Source organism: Agromyces cavernae (genome assembly GCF_021044935.1).
Taxonomy (GTDB): domain Bacteria; phylum Actinomycetota; class Actinomycetes; order Actinomycetales; family Microbacteriaceae; genus Agromyces; species Agromyces cavernae.
This window is the reverse complement of sequence record NZ_JAJNMP010000003.1, coordinates 888482-902302: the sequence shown is the minus strand read 5'-3', so window position 1 is coordinate 902302 and position 13821 is coordinate 888482. Positions and strand designations below refer to the sequence as shown.

Sequence of the window (13821 nt, the reverse complement as noted above, 5' to 3'; positions counted from 1 at the left end):
TTCGAGGCGTCGATTGCAACGAGACCCGACGTAGTGTATACATAACGGGAAGAAGGAGTTCGATGCGAGCCAGTGACCGCGCCTACCGCGCACTCCGCGAGGAGATCCTCGACGGGGTGCTCGCGCCCGGCGCCGCGCTCGCCGAGGTCGAACAGGCCAATCGCCTCGGCGTCTCCCGTACCCCGGTGCGCGAAGCACTCGCACGGCTCGAGGCCGACGGCCTCGCCACCGCCGCGTCACCGCGCGTGCTGCAGGTGAGCGAGCTCTCGGCGGCGAGCATCACGGCTCTCTACGAACTGCGCGAGGCGCTCGAGGAGCAGGCCGCTCGCCTGGCAGCCATGCGCCGCGAACCCGAACGCTTCGCGGGCCTGCGCAGCCGGCTGCAGCTCTCACCCGGCCAGCTCGCCTCGGGCGACGAGGGCGGCCTGCGCGACTACTACGAGACCGTCGACGCGCTCGACGCCGAACTCGATGCCGCGGTCGCCAACCCGCTGCTCATCGGCGCCCTGCGCAACGCCCGTCTGCACTCGGCCCGTGTGCGGCGGCTCGCACGCCAGCATCCCGAGCGACTTCGCGCCGCGGCATCCGAGCATCTGCTCATCGTCGAGGCGATCATCGCCGGCGACGCGTCGCTCGCAGCCCACGCCACTCACGTGCACCTGCACATGAGCCTCCGACACGCACTGGCCTCGATCGAGGCTCGTCAGCCCGACGGGCACCGCGTAGCCTGACCGATGGAACACCGAGAAAGGTCCACCATGCACCTGCACCACGTCCGAACCCACCGAAGCGACGAGAACCTCGCCCGAGAGGGCCAGCTCGCCTGGCAGCTCGCGGGCGTCGCGACCGACCCGGTCGAGCTCGACGACGACGTGATCGACATGGTCGTGAACCGCGTGATCGACAACGCGGCGGTGGCCGCGGCGTCGGTTGCACGGGGGCCCGTCGTCTCGGCGCGCAGCCAGGCGCTGTCGCACCCGGTTTCGATCGGCGGCGACGGTGCGACGGTGTTCGGTGCCGATGCCGCGCGCCACACGTCGCCCGAATGGGCCGCATGGGCCAACGGGGTCGCAGTGCGCGAGCTCGACTACCACGACACCTTCCTCGCAGCCGACTACTCGCACCCCGGCGACAACATCCCGCCGATCACGGCCGTCGCGCAGCACCTCGCCGCGAAGCGCGGGCTCACCGGGCGCGACCTCGTGCGCGGCATCGCCACCGGCTACGAGATCCAGATCGACCTCGTCAAGGCGATCTCGCTGCACGCGCACAAGATCGACCACGTCGCGCACCTCGGCCCGTCGGCCGCGGCCGGCATCGGCACCCTGCTCGGTCTCGACCAGGAGACGATCTTCCAGGCCATCGGCCAGGCGCTGCACACGACCACCGCGACCCGGCAGTCGCGCAAGGGCGAGATCTCGACGTGGAAGGCGCACGCCCCGGCCTTCGCGGGCAAGATGGCCGTCGAGGCGGTCGACCGCGCGATGCGCGGCGAGACGAGCCCCGTGCCGATCTACGAGGGCGAGGACGGCGTCATCGCGTGGCTGCTCGACGGGCCCGAGGGCTCCTACGAGGTGCCGCTGCCCGACGCGGGCGAAGCCAAGCGCGCCATCCTCGACTCGTACACGAAGGAGCACTCCGCCGAGTACCAGGCGCAGGCGTGGATCGACCTCGCCCGCAAGCTGCACGCCGAGTACCCGCTGATCCTCGACCCCGACCACATCGAGTCGATCACGCTGCACACCTCGCACCACACCCACTACGTCATCGGGTCGGGCGCGAACGATCCGCAGAAGTACGACCCCGACGCCTCGCGCGAGACGCTCGACCACTCGATCCCGTACATCTTCGCGGTGGCCCTGCAAGACGGCACTTGGCACCACGCCGACTCCTACTCGCCCGAGCGCGCTCACCGCGCCGACACCGTCGAACTGTGGAAGAAGGTCTCGACCGTCGAGGACCCCGAGTGGACCCGCCGCTACCACTCGAACGACATCAGCGAGAAGGCCTTCGGCGGCCGGGTCGTGATCAAGCTCGCCGACGGCGGCGAGATCGTCGACGAGATCGCCGTGGCCGACGCGCACCCGCTCGGCGCACGCCCGTTCGCCCGCGAGCAGTACGTCGCGAAATTCCGCACCCTCGCCGAGTGGGCGCTCGAGGAGGCCGAGATCGAGCGGTTCCTCGACGTGGCGCAGCGCCTGCCCGAACTCGGGCCCGACGAGCTCGCCGGCCTGACGTTCACGGTCGCCCCGGGCGCGCTCACCGGCGTCGACATCCCCGAGGGGCTCTTCTGATGCTGTACGCCACGACGACACCGGCCGAGAAGCGGCGGCTGTTCCGCGAGCGACTCGCCACCGGCGAGATCATGCGGTTCCCCGGCGCATTCAACCCGTTGAGCGCCAGGCTCATCGGCGAGAAGGGCTTCGATGGCGTCTACATCTCGGGTGCGGTGCTGAGCGCCGACCTCGGGCTGCCCGACATCGGCCTCACGACACTCACCGAGGTCGCCGGCCGCGGCAGGCAGATCGCGCGGATGACCGAGCTGCCCGCGATCATCGACGCCGACACCGGGTTCGGCGAACCGATGAACGTCGCCCGCACGGTTCAAGAGATGGAGGACGCCGGGCTCGCCGGCCTCCACATCGAAGACCAGATCAACCCCAAGCGCTGCGGTCACCTCGACGGCAAGCAGGTCGTCGACGACGAGACCGCGCTCCGGCGCATCCGGGCCGCCGTCGACGCGCGCCGCGACCCGAACTTCCTCGTCATGGCGCGCACCGACATCGCCGCCGTCGACGGGTTGCAGGCCGCCGTCGACCGGGCGAAGGCCCTCGTCGACGCCGGCGCCGACGCGATCTTCCCCGAGGCGATGCGATCGCTCGAGGAGTTCGCGGCCGTCCGCGCCGCGGTCGACGTGCCCCTGCTCGCGAACATGACCGAGTTCGGCAAGAGCGAGCTGTTCACCGTGCAACAGCTCGCCGACGTGGGCATGAACATCGTCATCTGGCCGGTGTCGCTGCTGCGCCTCGCGATGGGTGCCGCGGTTCGCGGGCTCGACGAGCTCGAGGCATCCGGAAGCCTCACCGCGAAGCTCGGCGACATGCAGCACCGCGCCGACCTCTACGAGCTCATCGACTACGAGGGTTACAACCACTTCGATACGTCGATCTTCAACTTCACCGTTACTAAGACGCCGGTCGAGTAGGCGCGTCAGCGCCGTATCGAGACCACGCCACACGCAAGGGAGCACACATGGCCGAGCAGAGCACCGAACCGCAGCCCGAGGCCGCGGCCTCGACCCAGATGATCTACAAGGGCCTGGCCGGTGTGCCGGTCGACTACACGGCCGTCTCGAAGGTGAACCCCGACACCAACTCGCTGCTGTACCGCGGGTACCCCGTGCAGGAGCTCGCCGCGTCGTGCACCTTCGAGGAGGTCGCGTACCTGCTCTGGCACGGCGAGTTGCCCGACGACGCCGAGCTTGCCGAGTTCGAGGAGCGCGAGCGGTCGCTGCGCGGCCTCGACCACGAGGTCAAGCGCATCATCGACGAGCTCCCGCTCACGGCGCACCCGATGGACGTCGTGCGCACCGCGGTTTCGGTGATCGGCGCGAGCGACCCGGCCACCCCCGACGACTCGCGCGAGGCGAACCTCGACAAGTCGCTGCGGCTGCTCGCGAAACTGCCCTCGATCGTCGCCTACGACCAGCGCCGCCGCCACGAGCTCGAGTTCGTCGAGCCCCGCGCCGACCTGGGATTCTCGGCGAACTTCCTGTGGCAGACCTTCGGCGAGGCGGCCGAACTCCCTGTGGTGACGGCGTTCGACGTGTCGATGATCCTCTACGCCGAGCACTCGTTCAACGCGTCCACGTTCACGGCGCGCGTCATCACGTCGACCCTCGCCGACCTGTACTCGGCCGTGGTCGGGGCCATCGGCGCGCTCAAGGGCCCGCTGCACGGCGGGGCGAACGAGGCCGTCATGCATGCGTTCGAGGAGATCGGCGCGGGCGAGGGCGGCGCCGACCGGGCGGTGGCCTGGCTCGACACCGCGCTCGCCGAGAAGCGCAAGATCATGGGCTTCGGGCACCGGGTCTACAAGAACGGCGACTCGCGGGTGCCGACCATGCGCGACTCGATGGAGCGCATGGTCGAGCACTACGACCGGCCCGACCTGCTCGAGCTGTACGTCGCCCTCGAGCAGGCGATGGGCGAGCGCAAGGGCATCAAGCCGAACCTCGACTACCCGGCCGGCCCGACCTACCACATGATGGGATTCGACACCCTGACCTTCACCCCGCTGTTCGTCGCGAGCCGCATCACCGGGTGGACCGCGCACATCATGGAGCAGGCCGCGTCGAACGCCCTCATCCGCCCGCTCTCGGTCTACAACGGCCACGACGAACGGCACGTCCCCGCGAAGGGCTGACGCCGTGTCGCACGTGTTCCTCGAGATGTCGATGACCCTCGACGGGTTCACGGCCGGGCACGGCGTGAGTCTCGAGCGGCCGCTCGGCATCGACGGCGAGTGCGTGCAGCAGTGGATCCCCGACCCGGTGTTCGCCGGGGCCGCGCCGCACGACGACCGTTCGGGTGTCGCCGATCGCACCCGCGACGAGGTCGACCGCCGTGCCCGCGCGGCGATGTTCGAGTCGACCGGCGCGTTCGTGATCGGCCGGCGTACGTTCGATGTCGGCGAGGGACCCTGGGGCGACGATCCCGTCTTCCAAGGTCGGCCGTGCTTCGTGGTCACGAGCCGCGAACGCGAGCCGTTCGAGCGCGGGAGCTCGCGCTTCGAGTTCGTGACCGGCGGGGTTCGCGAGGCGGTGGGGCGGGCGAGTGCGGCCGCGAGTGCGGCATCCGTCTGCATCATGGGCGGTGCGGATGTGGCGCGCCAGGCTCTGGCCGCCGACCTCGTCGACGACGTGCGCCTGCACCTGGTGCCGTTCCTGCTCGGCGGCGGGTCGCGACTGTTCCCCGACTCGACGCGGCATCGGGTCGACCTCGCGCCCGAGTCGGTCGAGCAGGGGGCGCTCGCAACGCACCTTCGCTACCGCGTGCTGCGCTCGGCCGGGTGACTCGAGCGTTCGTACAACCGCACCCCGCGGCATCCGCATCGCCACTGTGGTGATGCGCCAACGTCAGGGAATCGACGATGAAATCGTCGTACAGTCGTGGACTATGCACATGATCTTCCGCACGCTGCTGCACGTGCTGTTCCTCGCGCGCCGCAAGCCCGACCTCACGCACGACGAGGTCGCCCGCACGAACTTCATCACCCTGCCGACCGACCTCGACATCAATCGGCACATGAACAACGGCGTGTACTTCTCGATCATGGATGTCGCGCGGTTCGACATGCTCGTGCGCAACGGCGTCTGGCAGATGATGCGCGAGAAGGCCTGGTATCCGGTCGTCGCGAGCGAGACGATCACGTTCCGCAAGTCGCTGAGCCTGTGGCAGCGCTTCACGATCGAGTCGCGGCTCGTCGGCCACGACGACAAGGCCGTCTACATGGAGCAGCGGTTCGTGCGCCCTTCGACAAGCTCAGGGAACGGCCGGGGCGGCGAGCCCGAGGTGTACGCCACGGGATTCATCCGCGCGCGATTCCTGCGCAAGGCGGGCGGCACCGTGCCGATGAACGAGATCGTCGAGGCGCTCGGCGTGACCGACGCGCACGGCATCCCCGAGTGGCTCGAACGGTGGGGCACCGATGTCGCCCTGCCGCCGACCCGTGCCGAGGCGCCGTCGGTCTGGCACTGAGTCGGCGGGTCTCGATACGGCGCTGGCGCGCCTACTCGACCGACGGGCTACGAGACCGCCTTCTTCGGCACGACGACCTCCTTGATGATGAGCAGGATGCCGGCCGCCACCGGGATCGCGACGAGCGCGCCGGGCAGGCCGGCGAGCGTGCCGCCCGCGAGCGCGGCGATGAGCACGATCGACCCGGGCACCTGCACCGCCTTCGACATGACCTTCGGCGTCAGCACGTAGGCCTCGACCTGCATGTAGACGAGCATCGCGACAAGCACGATGAGCGCCGAGAGCGGGGAGACGAAGAGCGTGAGCACCGTCATCACGATGGTCGTGAGCACGGTACCGATGAGCGGGATGAGTGTGATGAAGAACGCCGCCACCGCGATCACGAGCGCGAACGGCACCTGCACGAGCGTGAGCAGGATCAGGCTGTAGACGGCGTTGAAGAACGCGAGCACGACCATGCCGCTGAGGTAGCGACCCACGTTCTGCATGATGCGCTCGGCGTAGCCGACGACCCGCTCGCGATGCGAGGCCGAGATGAGCGTGTAGATCGCCGCCTTCGACACGTCGAGCGTGGCCGTGAAGTAGATCGTGAGGATGAATATGAAGAACGCGCTCGAGATGCCGCCGATGATCGCCAGGCCGACATTGAGCGCGCCGCCGCCGATCGCGGCCCAGAAGTTCGGGTCGCTGATCGTATCGGTGATCCAGGCGTAGATCGTGCCGATCACACCGCCGGTGCCGGCCTGCACGTCCTGGTACCACTGCTGCTGCTGCATGCCGGCGTAGAGGCTCGGCAGCGAGTTGATGAAGGTCGTCGCCTGGGTGATCAGCAGCGGCAGCACGAGCCACAGCATGCCGGCGATCACCAGGATGAAGAGGATGATCACCGTGACGATCGCGACGCCGCGCTTCAGGCCGCGGCGCTCGAACCAGCGTACGAGCGGGTCGAGGCCGAGCGTGATGAACGCTGCCGCCAGCACCGAGAAGACGACGCTCCCCATGCTCACGAACGCCGCAGTGAGCCCGAGCGCGACGACCACGCCCAGCGTCGCGACGAACGCCCACTGGAACGGCCGGTTCGCCATGAAGTCGGCGGCGCGCCCGGGGCGGCCGGGACGGTCGGTCGTCGCCAGTTCGGCCTCGCGGGCACGTCGCTCGATGCGTTTCACGGCGTCAGTCTAGGGCTGCGGATGTCGCGTGGTCGGGACATCCGCTTCATCGGCGGCGATGCCGTGATCAGGCCTTCGCGGCGCTCGGAACCGTCAGCTCGCGGTAGTGGGGTGCGAATACGGGATAGTAGGTGTCCCAGACGGGGAGTTCCGCGCCCGAGCGGGCCGCGATGAGCCGGTCGAGGTAGTAGTCCCAGCCGGGGCCCATGCTCTCGGCCTCGGTCGCGTCCTTCATGCGCTGGCCGAGGGTGAGCGTGGTCATGCCGCCGCCCTCGATGAGGTGGCAGAAGACGCGGACGCCGGTCGGCCCGGACCCGGAGTCCGCGGTGAAGCGGTACGGTCGCTGGCACTCGAGGATGCTCACGTTCTGCCACTCGGCCTCGCCCTCTTCGGCCGTCATCTGGAAGCGCACGCCGCCCGTGGCGGGCCTGCCGGTGTACGTGCCGATCCACGCCTTCATGGCGTTCGGGTTCGTGAGGCTGTACCAGACGTCTTCGATGGGCGCATGGAACAGGCGATCGAACTGCAGGTACAGGCCGTCGGCCTTCAGCACGTAGTGTCCGGTCGGTTTCGCGGTCATCTTCGCCTCCCTGTCGCTCGTCACTTCAGGCTAATGCGGTGCGGTGCCTATCTCTAGAGCGACGGGCCTCACTAGAGTGGCGCCATGGGTTCCAGTGGGGGCGCGAAGCGCAAACCGAATCATCCGTCGAGCGGGCAGGCACACGAAGAGACCATGAACGTCACCGAGGGCAAGTCCGGCCTCTGGGGTGCGCTCGCCGGGCTCATCGTGTTCGCCCTCATCGCCGTACCGTTGTCGGCGGCGTTCGCGTTCGCGACCAACCCGCACACGCAGCAGCTCTTCGCCGGCCGCCTGTCCGACGCGACACAGGGCGGATACCAGACCTTCTGGTGGATCGTGACGCTCTTCCTGCTCGCGCTGCCGTTCCTCGTCGGCTACGGCGTGGCCAATCTCTCGGCGAAGTCGCTCACGATCATCGGCGCCGTCGTGGCGCTGTTCCTGATCGCGGTGCTCGTGCTCGGGCAGCTGTTCGTCTTCTAGGGGTCGGTCTCCTCGGGGATCTGTTTCTCGGCGGACTGCTTCTCGTCGTCTGTCGCGTCGTCTGACGCGACGTCTGCCGCGACGTCCGCTTCAGCGAGCGGATGTCTCGTCGTAGGCATCCCGCGCGGCCGTGATCTGCTCGTGGTGCGCCGACGCCCAGCCGACGAGCTCGAGCACCGGCACGGCCAGCGACCGGCCGAGCGGCGTCGCCGCGTATTCGACGCGCGGCGGGATCTCGGCGTAGCTCGTTCGCGAGACGAGCCCGTCGCGCTCGAGGTTGCGCAGCGTCTGGGTGAGCATGCGATGCGAGATGCCGTCGATTCGCCGATGCAGCTCTGTGAACCGCAGCGATCGGTCGCCGAGCAGCCCGATGACGAGCAGGCTCCACTTGTCGCCCACGCGTGAGAGCACGTCGCGGATCACGCCGCTCGCCGGGTGGTCGGCGCTGCACGCCGAGGAGTCGATCGCGGCCTCGGTCGGCGATGCGGTGGGGGCGGGAACGGTTGCGGTCATGCGTACTCCAGGTCGTTACGCACCTCGAGGTGCGTGACGCACGGTGAAGTGCGGGGCACCGGTCGGTTAGAGTCACCGATCGTGCGTCACGCACTGATAGTAACCGACCCTTCTTGGAGAACCCATGATCATCGCCCTGTGGATCGCCACCGTGCTGCTTGCGCTCGTCTTCCTCATGGCGGGTGTCGTCAAGTCGACGACACCGCGCGAGAAGCTGCTGCCCAAGATGGCGTACATGGAGGACCTGTCCGACGGGCAGGCGCGCGCGGTCGGCGTCCTCGAGTTCCTCGGAGCGCTCGGGCTCATCCTCCCGGCGGCGACCGGGATCCTGCCGTGGCTCACGCCCGTCGCCGCGTTCGCGCTGACGATCACGATGGCGGTCGCGACCGCGCTGCACGTCAGGCGCCGGGAGTCGTTCGTCCCGAGCGTCGCGCTCGGCGCGTTCTCGCTGGTCGTGGGGCTCGGCTGGGTGTTCTTCGGCTGATCGCTTCCGTAGGATTGGCCCGGGGGAGGGGCGACATGCAGATGGCGAAGGCCTCCGACGAGTCGAAGGCGCTGTTCCGTTCGGTGATTCCGGATGCCCCGGGCGTCGAGGTGAAGCCGATGTTCGGCAATCTCGGGGCGTTCGTGAACGGCAACATGTTCGCCGGGCTCTTCGGCGACCGCATCGGGGTGAAGGTGCTCGACGACGGCGCGCGCGACGAGCTCGCGGCGATCGACGGGGTGGGGCCCTTCGGGCCCGATGAGCGGCCGATGGGCGGGTACCTGTCGTTGCCCGCGTCGTGGGTGGGCGAGCCCGCGCGGCTCGGCGAGTGGATCGGCCGCGCGCTCGAGGGCGTCGCGGCGTTGCCGCCGAAGGCGCCGAAGGGCTCGAAGGCTCCGAAGCACACCGAGCGTTGACAGTGGGCGACGGCGGCTTGCCACGCTGCTGCGGGGCGAGTTACTTTAGGCAGTGACTAAAGTCCACCCGGCAGCCACCGCACAGAGGAGTTCGCATGCGAGATCGAACCCGACCCGTCGACCGCGAGCTGACGAGCTCGTGGGGCTGAACTCGATCCAGGGGAACGCGTTCGCCGGCCCGGCTGAGATCAACATCGGGGGCATTCCGCGATGAGTCCACTGCTGCGCCCCGTCGGCGGAGCCATCGCCGCGGGGCGCAGCGGGTCTCACCCCACGACCTCCCCGCCGCCGTGGTCGCGCGCGAGTAACATCGATCCGATGCATCCCCTGATGGCTCGCGCGGACCTCCGTCACCAGAACCTGCGTCGCGCGCTCCAGATCGTGGTCCGCGACGGCGGAACGGCGACGCGCGCGAAGATCGCGCGCGAGACCGGGCTGACCTCGGCCACGGTCTCATCGCTCATCGCCGAGCTCGAGCAATCGGGGTTCGTCGACGAAGGCGGCCAGGCCTCCAGTACCGGCGGCAAGCGGGCAACGCTGCTTCGCGCGGCCGAGCGGCGGCACGAGATCATCGCCGTACGCGTCAGACCGCACCTGATCGCGGGGGCGGTGTTCAGTCTCGCCGGCGAGAAGCTCGCCGAGGTTCGTGACGAGTTCGAGTCCGCCGTGCGTCCCGACGACGTCGTGGCATTCGTCGAGCGTCTCGCGAGCAGCCATTGCGAACAGCTGCTGGCCGTCGGCATCCAGGTGCCGGGCGCCGCCGAATCCCGGGTCGTCGTCGAGAGCGTGCAACTCGGGTGGTTCGAGCTCGCCCTCGGCGAACTCGTCGAGAGTGCGGTCGGAGCGCCCACGCATGTCATCAACGACGCCCACGCCGAGGCGCTCGGCGAACTGATCGATGAGCGCATGCGAGAAGGCGTGCAGCTGTTCGTGCACCTCGGTGAGGGCATCGGCGCCGCGGTCGTGCACCGCGGCGAGCTGCTTCGCGGTGCGTCGGCCCGCGCCGGCGAGATCGGCCACGTGCGCGTCGTATTCGAGGGCGAACGCGCGCAGTGCCGCTGCGGGCTCTACGGCTGCCTCGAGTCCGCCGCCTCGATGAGCGCCATGATCGGCGACGAGTTCCGTGACGAGCTCACCGCCGACGAGGTCGCGCAGCTCGTCGGCGGTCCGTACATCAGGGCGCGGCTGGCGGCGGGTGCGTCGGCGTTCGCCCGTGCGCTGCGCATGCTCTCGGCGATGCTCGACCCCGACGACGTCGTCATCGGCGGTGCCGCGCCGTCACTCGGCCCCGACTTCCTCAACATGCTGCAAGACGAGTTGGATCTCTACCGCGCGAAAGGCGCCGGCCCGGTCGCCGTGCGGTACGCACGCCCGACCGACCCGTTCCTCGGCGCCGCCCAGCACGCCCTCATGTCGACGCTCGGCGTGCGGTGGAACCGCCCGGGTGTGGCACTGGCCGGCTGAGCCCGGGCTCGGCGGCGGCGCACGATACGTCACGGTCGACGAGTTCGGTCGGGTACGCGTCTCGTAGCCGACGTACCGAGGGTGGCCGCATGACGTACCATACGGTATGGTATGCACCATGAGCGGCCTGCATCCCGATCCGATCTGGCCGGTCGTCGTGCTCGCGACGATCCAGTTCGTCGACGGCATCATCAGCTACAAGCCGGTGGAGTTCGTGGCGAAGTGCTTCGAAGACGTCCACTTCCCACGCCGCTGGTGGTGGATCATGACGCCCATCAAGTTCGCGGCCGCGGCCGGGCTCATCGCGGGCATCTGGATTCCCTATCTCGGCGCGGTCACCTGCGGGGCCCTCATCGCCTACTTCGTCGTGGCGATCGGCATGCACATCCGCGCACGGGACTTCGGGCGAAACCTGTTCGTGAACGCGACGGGCATGCTCGTCATCTGCGTCGCGACGCTGCTCTGGAGCTTCGTGCTCTGAGCGATCAGCGAGACGCAGCGTCGCCGGGCACCGCCTCGAGCAGCAGCTCGTACACGCGCCGCAGCTCGTCGGGGGCGATGGGCGGCACCGTCATCGCAGCACCGAGCGACACGAGGTAGGGCACGAGCGCCGCGATTCGAGCCGCCCCATCGGATTCGACGGCGGGGCGCCACGCGGCCTGCAACGCGTCGATCACCGCGGCATCGATGCGAGCTTGGGTCGCGCGGGCGACGGGGTCGGCCGCCGCCCATGCCCGCACGGCGAGGTCGAGCCCGGGCCGGCGAATCGTCTCGGACTGCGAGGTCGCGAGCTCGGTCAGCCACGCGAGCGTGCTGCGGGTGTCGCCGCCGCGACGTGCTTCGATCGCGTCGGCCAGGGCGTCGAGGGTCTGTCGCTCGTACTCGTCGAGCAGCGCCTCGCGGTAGCCCGGGGCGCCTTCGAAGTGGTGGAAGAAGGAGCCCTTCGTGAGCCCGAGGCGCGACGCGATGCGGTCGATGCGCAGCCCCGCCTCACCCTCGACGGCGAGCACCGCGAGGCCCTCGTCGAGCCAGCGTTGCCGAGTCGTGGACATACCTGCCACCGTACGCGAAGGTATGGTGGCGTGGCGAGCGGCTGGGCCGCCCGCGGCGAGCGGCTGAGTCCGCGCGCGGCGAGCGCTCAGGCGAGGGATGCCTCGAGCACGGCCATCGCGGCGTTGTGTCCGCCGATGCCGCTGACGGCACCGCCGCGCACGGCGCCCGAGCCGCACAGCAGGATGCGCGCGTGCTGCGTCGCGACGCCCCACCGTTCCGCCGACGTCGCGAGCGGCGCTTCATCTTCGGCCCAGGGCCACGACAGCGGCCCGTGGAAGATGTTGCCGCCGGGCATGCGCAAGGCGGCCTCGAGGTCGTGCGTGGTCTTCGTCTCGATACACGGCCGGCCCGAGGCATCCGTCGCGATCACGCTCTCGATCGGCTCGGCGAGCACCGAATCCAGCGACTCGATGACGGCCGCCTGCAGACGCTCGCGCAGTTCGTCGTTGCCGAAGCGCTCGACGAGACGGTCGGGTGCGTGCAGTCCGAAGACGGTGAGGGTGTGCATGCCGGATGCCACGAGCTCGGGTGCGAGGATCGACGGGTCGCTCAGGGTGTGGCAGTAGATCTCGCACGGCAGCGGTGAGGGGATCTCGCCGCGCGCCGCCGTGGCGAACGCCCGGTCGAGCTGTGTCTCGAGCTCGTTGATGTGGAAGGTGCCGGCGAACGCCGCCTCAGGCGCGACGGCGCTGTCGCGCAGCCGAGGCAGGCGTGTGAGGAGCAGGTTGACCTTCACCTGCGCGCCTTCGGGCACGGCGAGCCGGCGCAGCCGCTCGCGCACGACGGCGGGGATCGCGATCGACTCGTCGCGGGTGAAGGGCGGCTCGTCGCCCGGGGCGACGGCGGTGGCGTCTGCGCCCGACGCCGTGTCGGCGGTTTCGGTCGCGGCCGGCGCCGACGCTCCCGCGTCGAGCAGCCGCTCGAGCACGGCGGGGGCGACGTTGGCGAGCACGGTCGTGGCGGTGACGGTGTGCTCGGCGCCGTCGAGGCGGTACCGCACGTGACCCTCGCCTGAGACGCCGAGCACCTCGGCGCCCTTGACGAGCTCGGCGCCGGCCTCGCGCGCGGCCCGGGCGAGTTCGCCGGTGACGGCGCCCATGCCCCCGACCGGGACATCCCAGTCGCCGGTGCCGCCGCCGATGACGTGATACAGGAAGCAGCGGTTCGCGTCGAGCGCCGGGTCGTCGAGGTCGGTGAACGTGCCGATCAGCCCGTCGGTCGCGACGACACCGCGCACGAGGTCGTTCGTGAAGCGCGCGTCGATGGTCTCGCCGAGGGGCCGGTCGACGAACTCCCGCCAGATGCGGTCGTCGCCCACGAGGGCTCGCGCCTCGGCGCGCGTCGGCAGCGGCTCGGTGAGCGTCGGGAAGAGCCGCTCGGCGAGCCGTGCGGTGTCGGCGTAGAACGCCTCCCAGGCCCCGGCATCGTCGGCCGCGTCGACGCGTGCGAAGGCGGCGGCGGATGCCTCGGGCCCCGCCTCGTTGTCGATGAGCAGGCCACGTGCGGGATCGGTGGGATCGGGGGTGTACGACGAGTAGCGCCGACGAACGAGCCGAATGTCGAGGCCGAGGTCGTCGATGATGCGCTGCGGCAGCAGACTCACGAGGTACGAGTAGCGCGACAGTCGTGCGTCGACACCGTCGAACGCCTGCGCCGAGACGGCCGCACCGCCGAGGTGGTCGTCCCGTTCGAGTAGCAGCACCGAGCGCCCCGCGCGGGCGAGGTAGGCGGCAGCGGTGAGGCCGTTGTGGCCACCACCGAGGATCACGACGTCGTGGGGCTGAGGCATCCATCGAGCGTAAGCCCTCAGCTGTTCCGGGGGTGCTTTCCTGCCGTCCAGTGCGCCGAACGCGGCGTCAGTTGGCAGGAAAGCACCCCCGGAATGGGCGAGTGGGCGCGTCGC

General features: G+C 69.7%; 16 protein-coding genes. 11 read left to right on the top strand and 5 right to left on the bottom strand.

Features of this window, described 5'->3' with window-relative positions; all coding sequences use genetic code 11:
• The first annotated feature begins 62 nt into the window (after positions 1 to 62).
• The 6 genes from LQ757_RS15505 (at position 63) to LQ757_RS15480 (ending at position 5759) form a co-directional block, all read left to right on the top strand.
• Positions 63 to 731, top strand: a complete 669-nt coding sequence (locus LQ757_RS15505) for a GntR family transcriptional regulator (protein WP_231048144.1) — start codon at positions 63 to 65, stop codon at positions 729 to 731.
• A 27-nt stretch (positions 732 to 758) separates the two neighbouring features.
• On the top strand, positions 759 to 2294 hold the full coding sequence (locus tag LQ757_RS15500) for an MmgE/PrpD family protein (RefSeq protein WP_231048143.1): 1536 nt from the start codon (positions 759 to 761) through the stop codon (positions 2292 to 2294).
• The gene (gene prpB / locus LQ757_RS15495) at positions 2294 to 3205 is read left to right on the top strand and encodes a methylisocitrate lyase (protein WP_231048142.1); all 912 of its coding nucleotides are present in this window, start codon (positions 2294 to 2296) and stop codon (positions 3203 to 3205) included. Before LQ757_RS15500 ends, prpB begins: the two co-directional genes overlap by 1 nt.
• Positions 3206 to 3252: 47 nt before the next feature.
• Entirely contained in the window at positions 3253 to 4425 is a 1173-nt protein-coding gene (locus LQ757_RS15490; protein WP_231048141.1) for a bifunctional 2-methylcitrate synthase/citrate synthase, read from the top strand.
• A gap of 4 nt (positions 4426 to 4429) precedes the next feature.
• Positions 4430 to 5074 (top strand): dihydrofolate reductase family protein, encoded by a 645-nt coding sequence (locus LQ757_RS15485; protein WP_231048140.1) that lies wholly within the window; start codon positions 4430 to 4432, stop codon positions 5072 to 5074.
• A gap of 103 nt (positions 5075 to 5177) precedes the next feature.
• Positions 5178 to 5759: an acyl-CoA thioesterase gene (locus tag LQ757_RS15480; protein WP_231048139.1), complete on the top strand. Its 582-nt coding sequence runs from the start codon at positions 5178 to 5180 to the stop codon at positions 5757 to 5759.
• Positions 5760 to 5806: 47 nt separating this feature from the next.
• Here LQ757_RS15480 and LQ757_RS15475 read toward each other — a convergent pair whose 3' ends face one another.
• Together LQ757_RS15475 and LQ757_RS15470 are read right to left on the bottom strand one after the other, a co-directional pair.
• Positions 5807 to 6928 carry an AI-2E family transporter gene (locus LQ757_RS15475; protein ID WP_231048138.1) on the bottom strand — a complete coding sequence of 374 codons (1122 nt, stop codon included), beginning with the start codon at positions 6926 to 6928 and terminating at the stop codon, positions 5807 to 5809.
• A gap of 67 nt (positions 6929 to 6995) precedes the next feature.
• Positions 6996 to 7508, bottom strand: a complete 513-nt coding sequence (locus LQ757_RS15470) for an SRPBCC domain-containing protein (RefSeq protein ID WP_231048137.1) — start codon at positions 7506 to 7508, stop codon at positions 6996 to 6998.
• An 84-nt stretch (positions 7509 to 7592) separates the two neighbouring features.
• Between LQ757_RS15470 and LQ757_RS15465 the strand changes: the two genes are divergently transcribed.
• The gene (locus LQ757_RS15465; RefSeq protein WP_231048136.1) at positions 7593 to 7988 is read left to right on the top strand and encodes a hypothetical protein; all 396 of its coding nucleotides are present in this window, start codon (positions 7593 to 7595) and stop codon (positions 7986 to 7988) included.
• Between the two features lie 90 nt (positions 7989 to 8078).
• Here the strand turns inward: LQ757_RS15465 and LQ757_RS15460 are convergent, their stop codons facing one another.
• A complete protein-coding gene (locus LQ757_RS15460; RefSeq protein ID WP_231048135.1) occupies positions 8079 to 8501 on the bottom strand; it encodes a winged helix-turn-helix transcriptional regulator in 423 nt (140 codons plus the stop codon).
• 124 nt (positions 8502 to 8625) lie between these two features.
• On the opposite strand from LQ757_RS15460, the gene LQ757_RS15455 reads away from it, so the two are divergent.
• From LQ757_RS15455 to LQ757_RS15440, 4 genes are all read left to right on the top strand, one after another.
• A complete protein-coding gene (locus tag LQ757_RS15455; RefSeq protein WP_231048134.1) occupies positions 8626 to 8985 on the top strand; it encodes a DoxX family protein in 360 nt (119 codons plus the stop codon).
• A gap of 35 nt (positions 8986 to 9020) precedes the next feature.
• Positions 9021 to 9401, top strand: coding sequence for a TfoX/Sxy family protein (locus tag LQ757_RS15450; RefSeq protein ID WP_231048133.1), 381 nt, complete (start codon positions 9021 to 9023; stop codon positions 9399 to 9401).
• A 330-nt stretch (positions 9402 to 9731) separates the two neighbouring features.
• Positions 9732 to 10865 (top strand): ROK family transcriptional regulator, encoded by a 1134-nt coding sequence (locus LQ757_RS15445; RefSeq protein WP_231048132.1) that lies wholly within the window; start codon positions 9732 to 9734, stop codon positions 10863 to 10865.
• A 118-nt stretch (positions 10866 to 10983) separates the two neighbouring features.
• Positions 10984 to 11346 carry a DoxX family protein gene (locus LQ757_RS15440; RefSeq protein WP_231048131.1) on the top strand — a complete coding sequence of 121 codons (363 nt, stop codon included), beginning with the start codon at positions 10984 to 10986 and terminating at the stop codon, positions 11344 to 11346.
• A 4-nt stretch (positions 11347 to 11350) separates the two neighbouring features.
• On the opposite strand, the gene LQ757_RS15435 is transcribed toward LQ757_RS15440, so the two are convergent.
• Both LQ757_RS15435 and LQ757_RS15430 read right to left on the bottom strand, forming a co-directional pair.
• Positions 11351 to 11917 (bottom strand): TetR/AcrR family transcriptional regulator, encoded by a 567-nt coding sequence (locus LQ757_RS15435; protein ID WP_231048130.1) that lies wholly within the window; start codon positions 11915 to 11917, stop codon positions 11351 to 11353.
• Between the two features lie 86 nt (positions 11918 to 12003).
• The gene (locus tag LQ757_RS15430) at positions 12004 to 13707 is read right to left on the bottom strand and encodes a phytoene desaturase family protein (protein WP_231048129.1); all 1704 of its coding nucleotides are present in this window, start codon (positions 13705 to 13707) and stop codon (positions 12004 to 12006) included.
• Positions 13708 to 13821 lie beyond the last annotated feature (114 nt).

What these genes read in the sequence shown, in the direction of transcription:
- LQ757_RS15505 (WP_231048144.1), top strand. Translation starts at nt 63, where the DNA reads ATGCGAGCCAGTGACCGCGCCTACCGCGCACTCCGCGAGGAGATCCTC.
- LQ757_RS15500 (WP_231048143.1), top strand. Translation starts at nt 759, where the DNA reads ATGCACCTGCACCACGTCCGAACCCACCGAAGCGACGAGAACCTCGCC.
- prpB (WP_231048142.1), top strand. Translation starts at nt 2,294, where the DNA reads ATGCTGTACGCCACGACGACACCGGCCGAGAAGCGGCGGCTGTTCCGC.
- LQ757_RS15490 (WP_231048141.1), top strand. Translation starts at nt 3,253, where the DNA reads ATGGCCGAGCAGAGCACCGAACCGCAGCCCGAGGCCGCGGCCTCGACC.
- LQ757_RS15480 (WP_231048139.1), top strand. Translation starts at nt 5,178, where the DNA reads ATGCACATGATCTTCCGCACGCTGCTGCACGTGCTGTTCCTCGCGCGC.
- LQ757_RS15470 (WP_231048137.1), bottom strand. Translation starts at nt 7,508, where the DNA reads ATGACCGCGAAACCGACCGGACACTACGTGCTGAAGGCCGACGGCCTG.
- LQ757_RS15465 (WP_231048136.1), top strand. Translation starts at nt 7,593, where the DNA reads ATGGGTTCCAGTGGGGGCGCGAAGCGCAAACCGAATCATCCGTCGAGC.
- LQ757_RS15460 (WP_231048135.1), bottom strand. Translation starts at nt 8,501, where the DNA reads ATGACCGCAACCGTTCCCGCCCCCACCGCATCGCCGACCGAGGCCGCG.
- LQ757_RS15455 (WP_231048134.1), top strand. Translation starts at nt 8,626, where the DNA reads ATGATCATCGCCCTGTGGATCGCCACCGTGCTGCTTGCGCTCGTCTTC.
- LQ757_RS15450 (WP_231048133.1), top strand. Translation starts at nt 9,021, where the DNA reads ATGCAGATGGCGAAGGCCTCCGACGAGTCGAAGGCGCTGTTCCGTTCG.
- LQ757_RS15445 (WP_231048132.1), top strand. Translation starts at nt 9,732, where the DNA reads ATGGCTCGCGCGGACCTCCGTCACCAGAACCTGCGTCGCGCGCTCCAG.
- LQ757_RS15440 (WP_231048131.1), top strand. Translation starts at nt 10,984, where the DNA reads ATGAGCGGCCTGCATCCCGATCCGATCTGGCCGGTCGTCGTGCTCGCG.
- LQ757_RS15435 (WP_231048130.1), bottom strand. Translation starts at nt 11,917, where the DNA reads ATGTCCACGACTCGGCAACGCTGGCTCGACGAGGGCCTCGCGGTGCTC.
- LQ757_RS15430 (WP_231048129.1), bottom strand. Translation starts at nt 13,707, where the DNA reads ATGCCTCAGCCCCACGACGTCGTGATCCTCGGTGGTGGCCACAACGGC.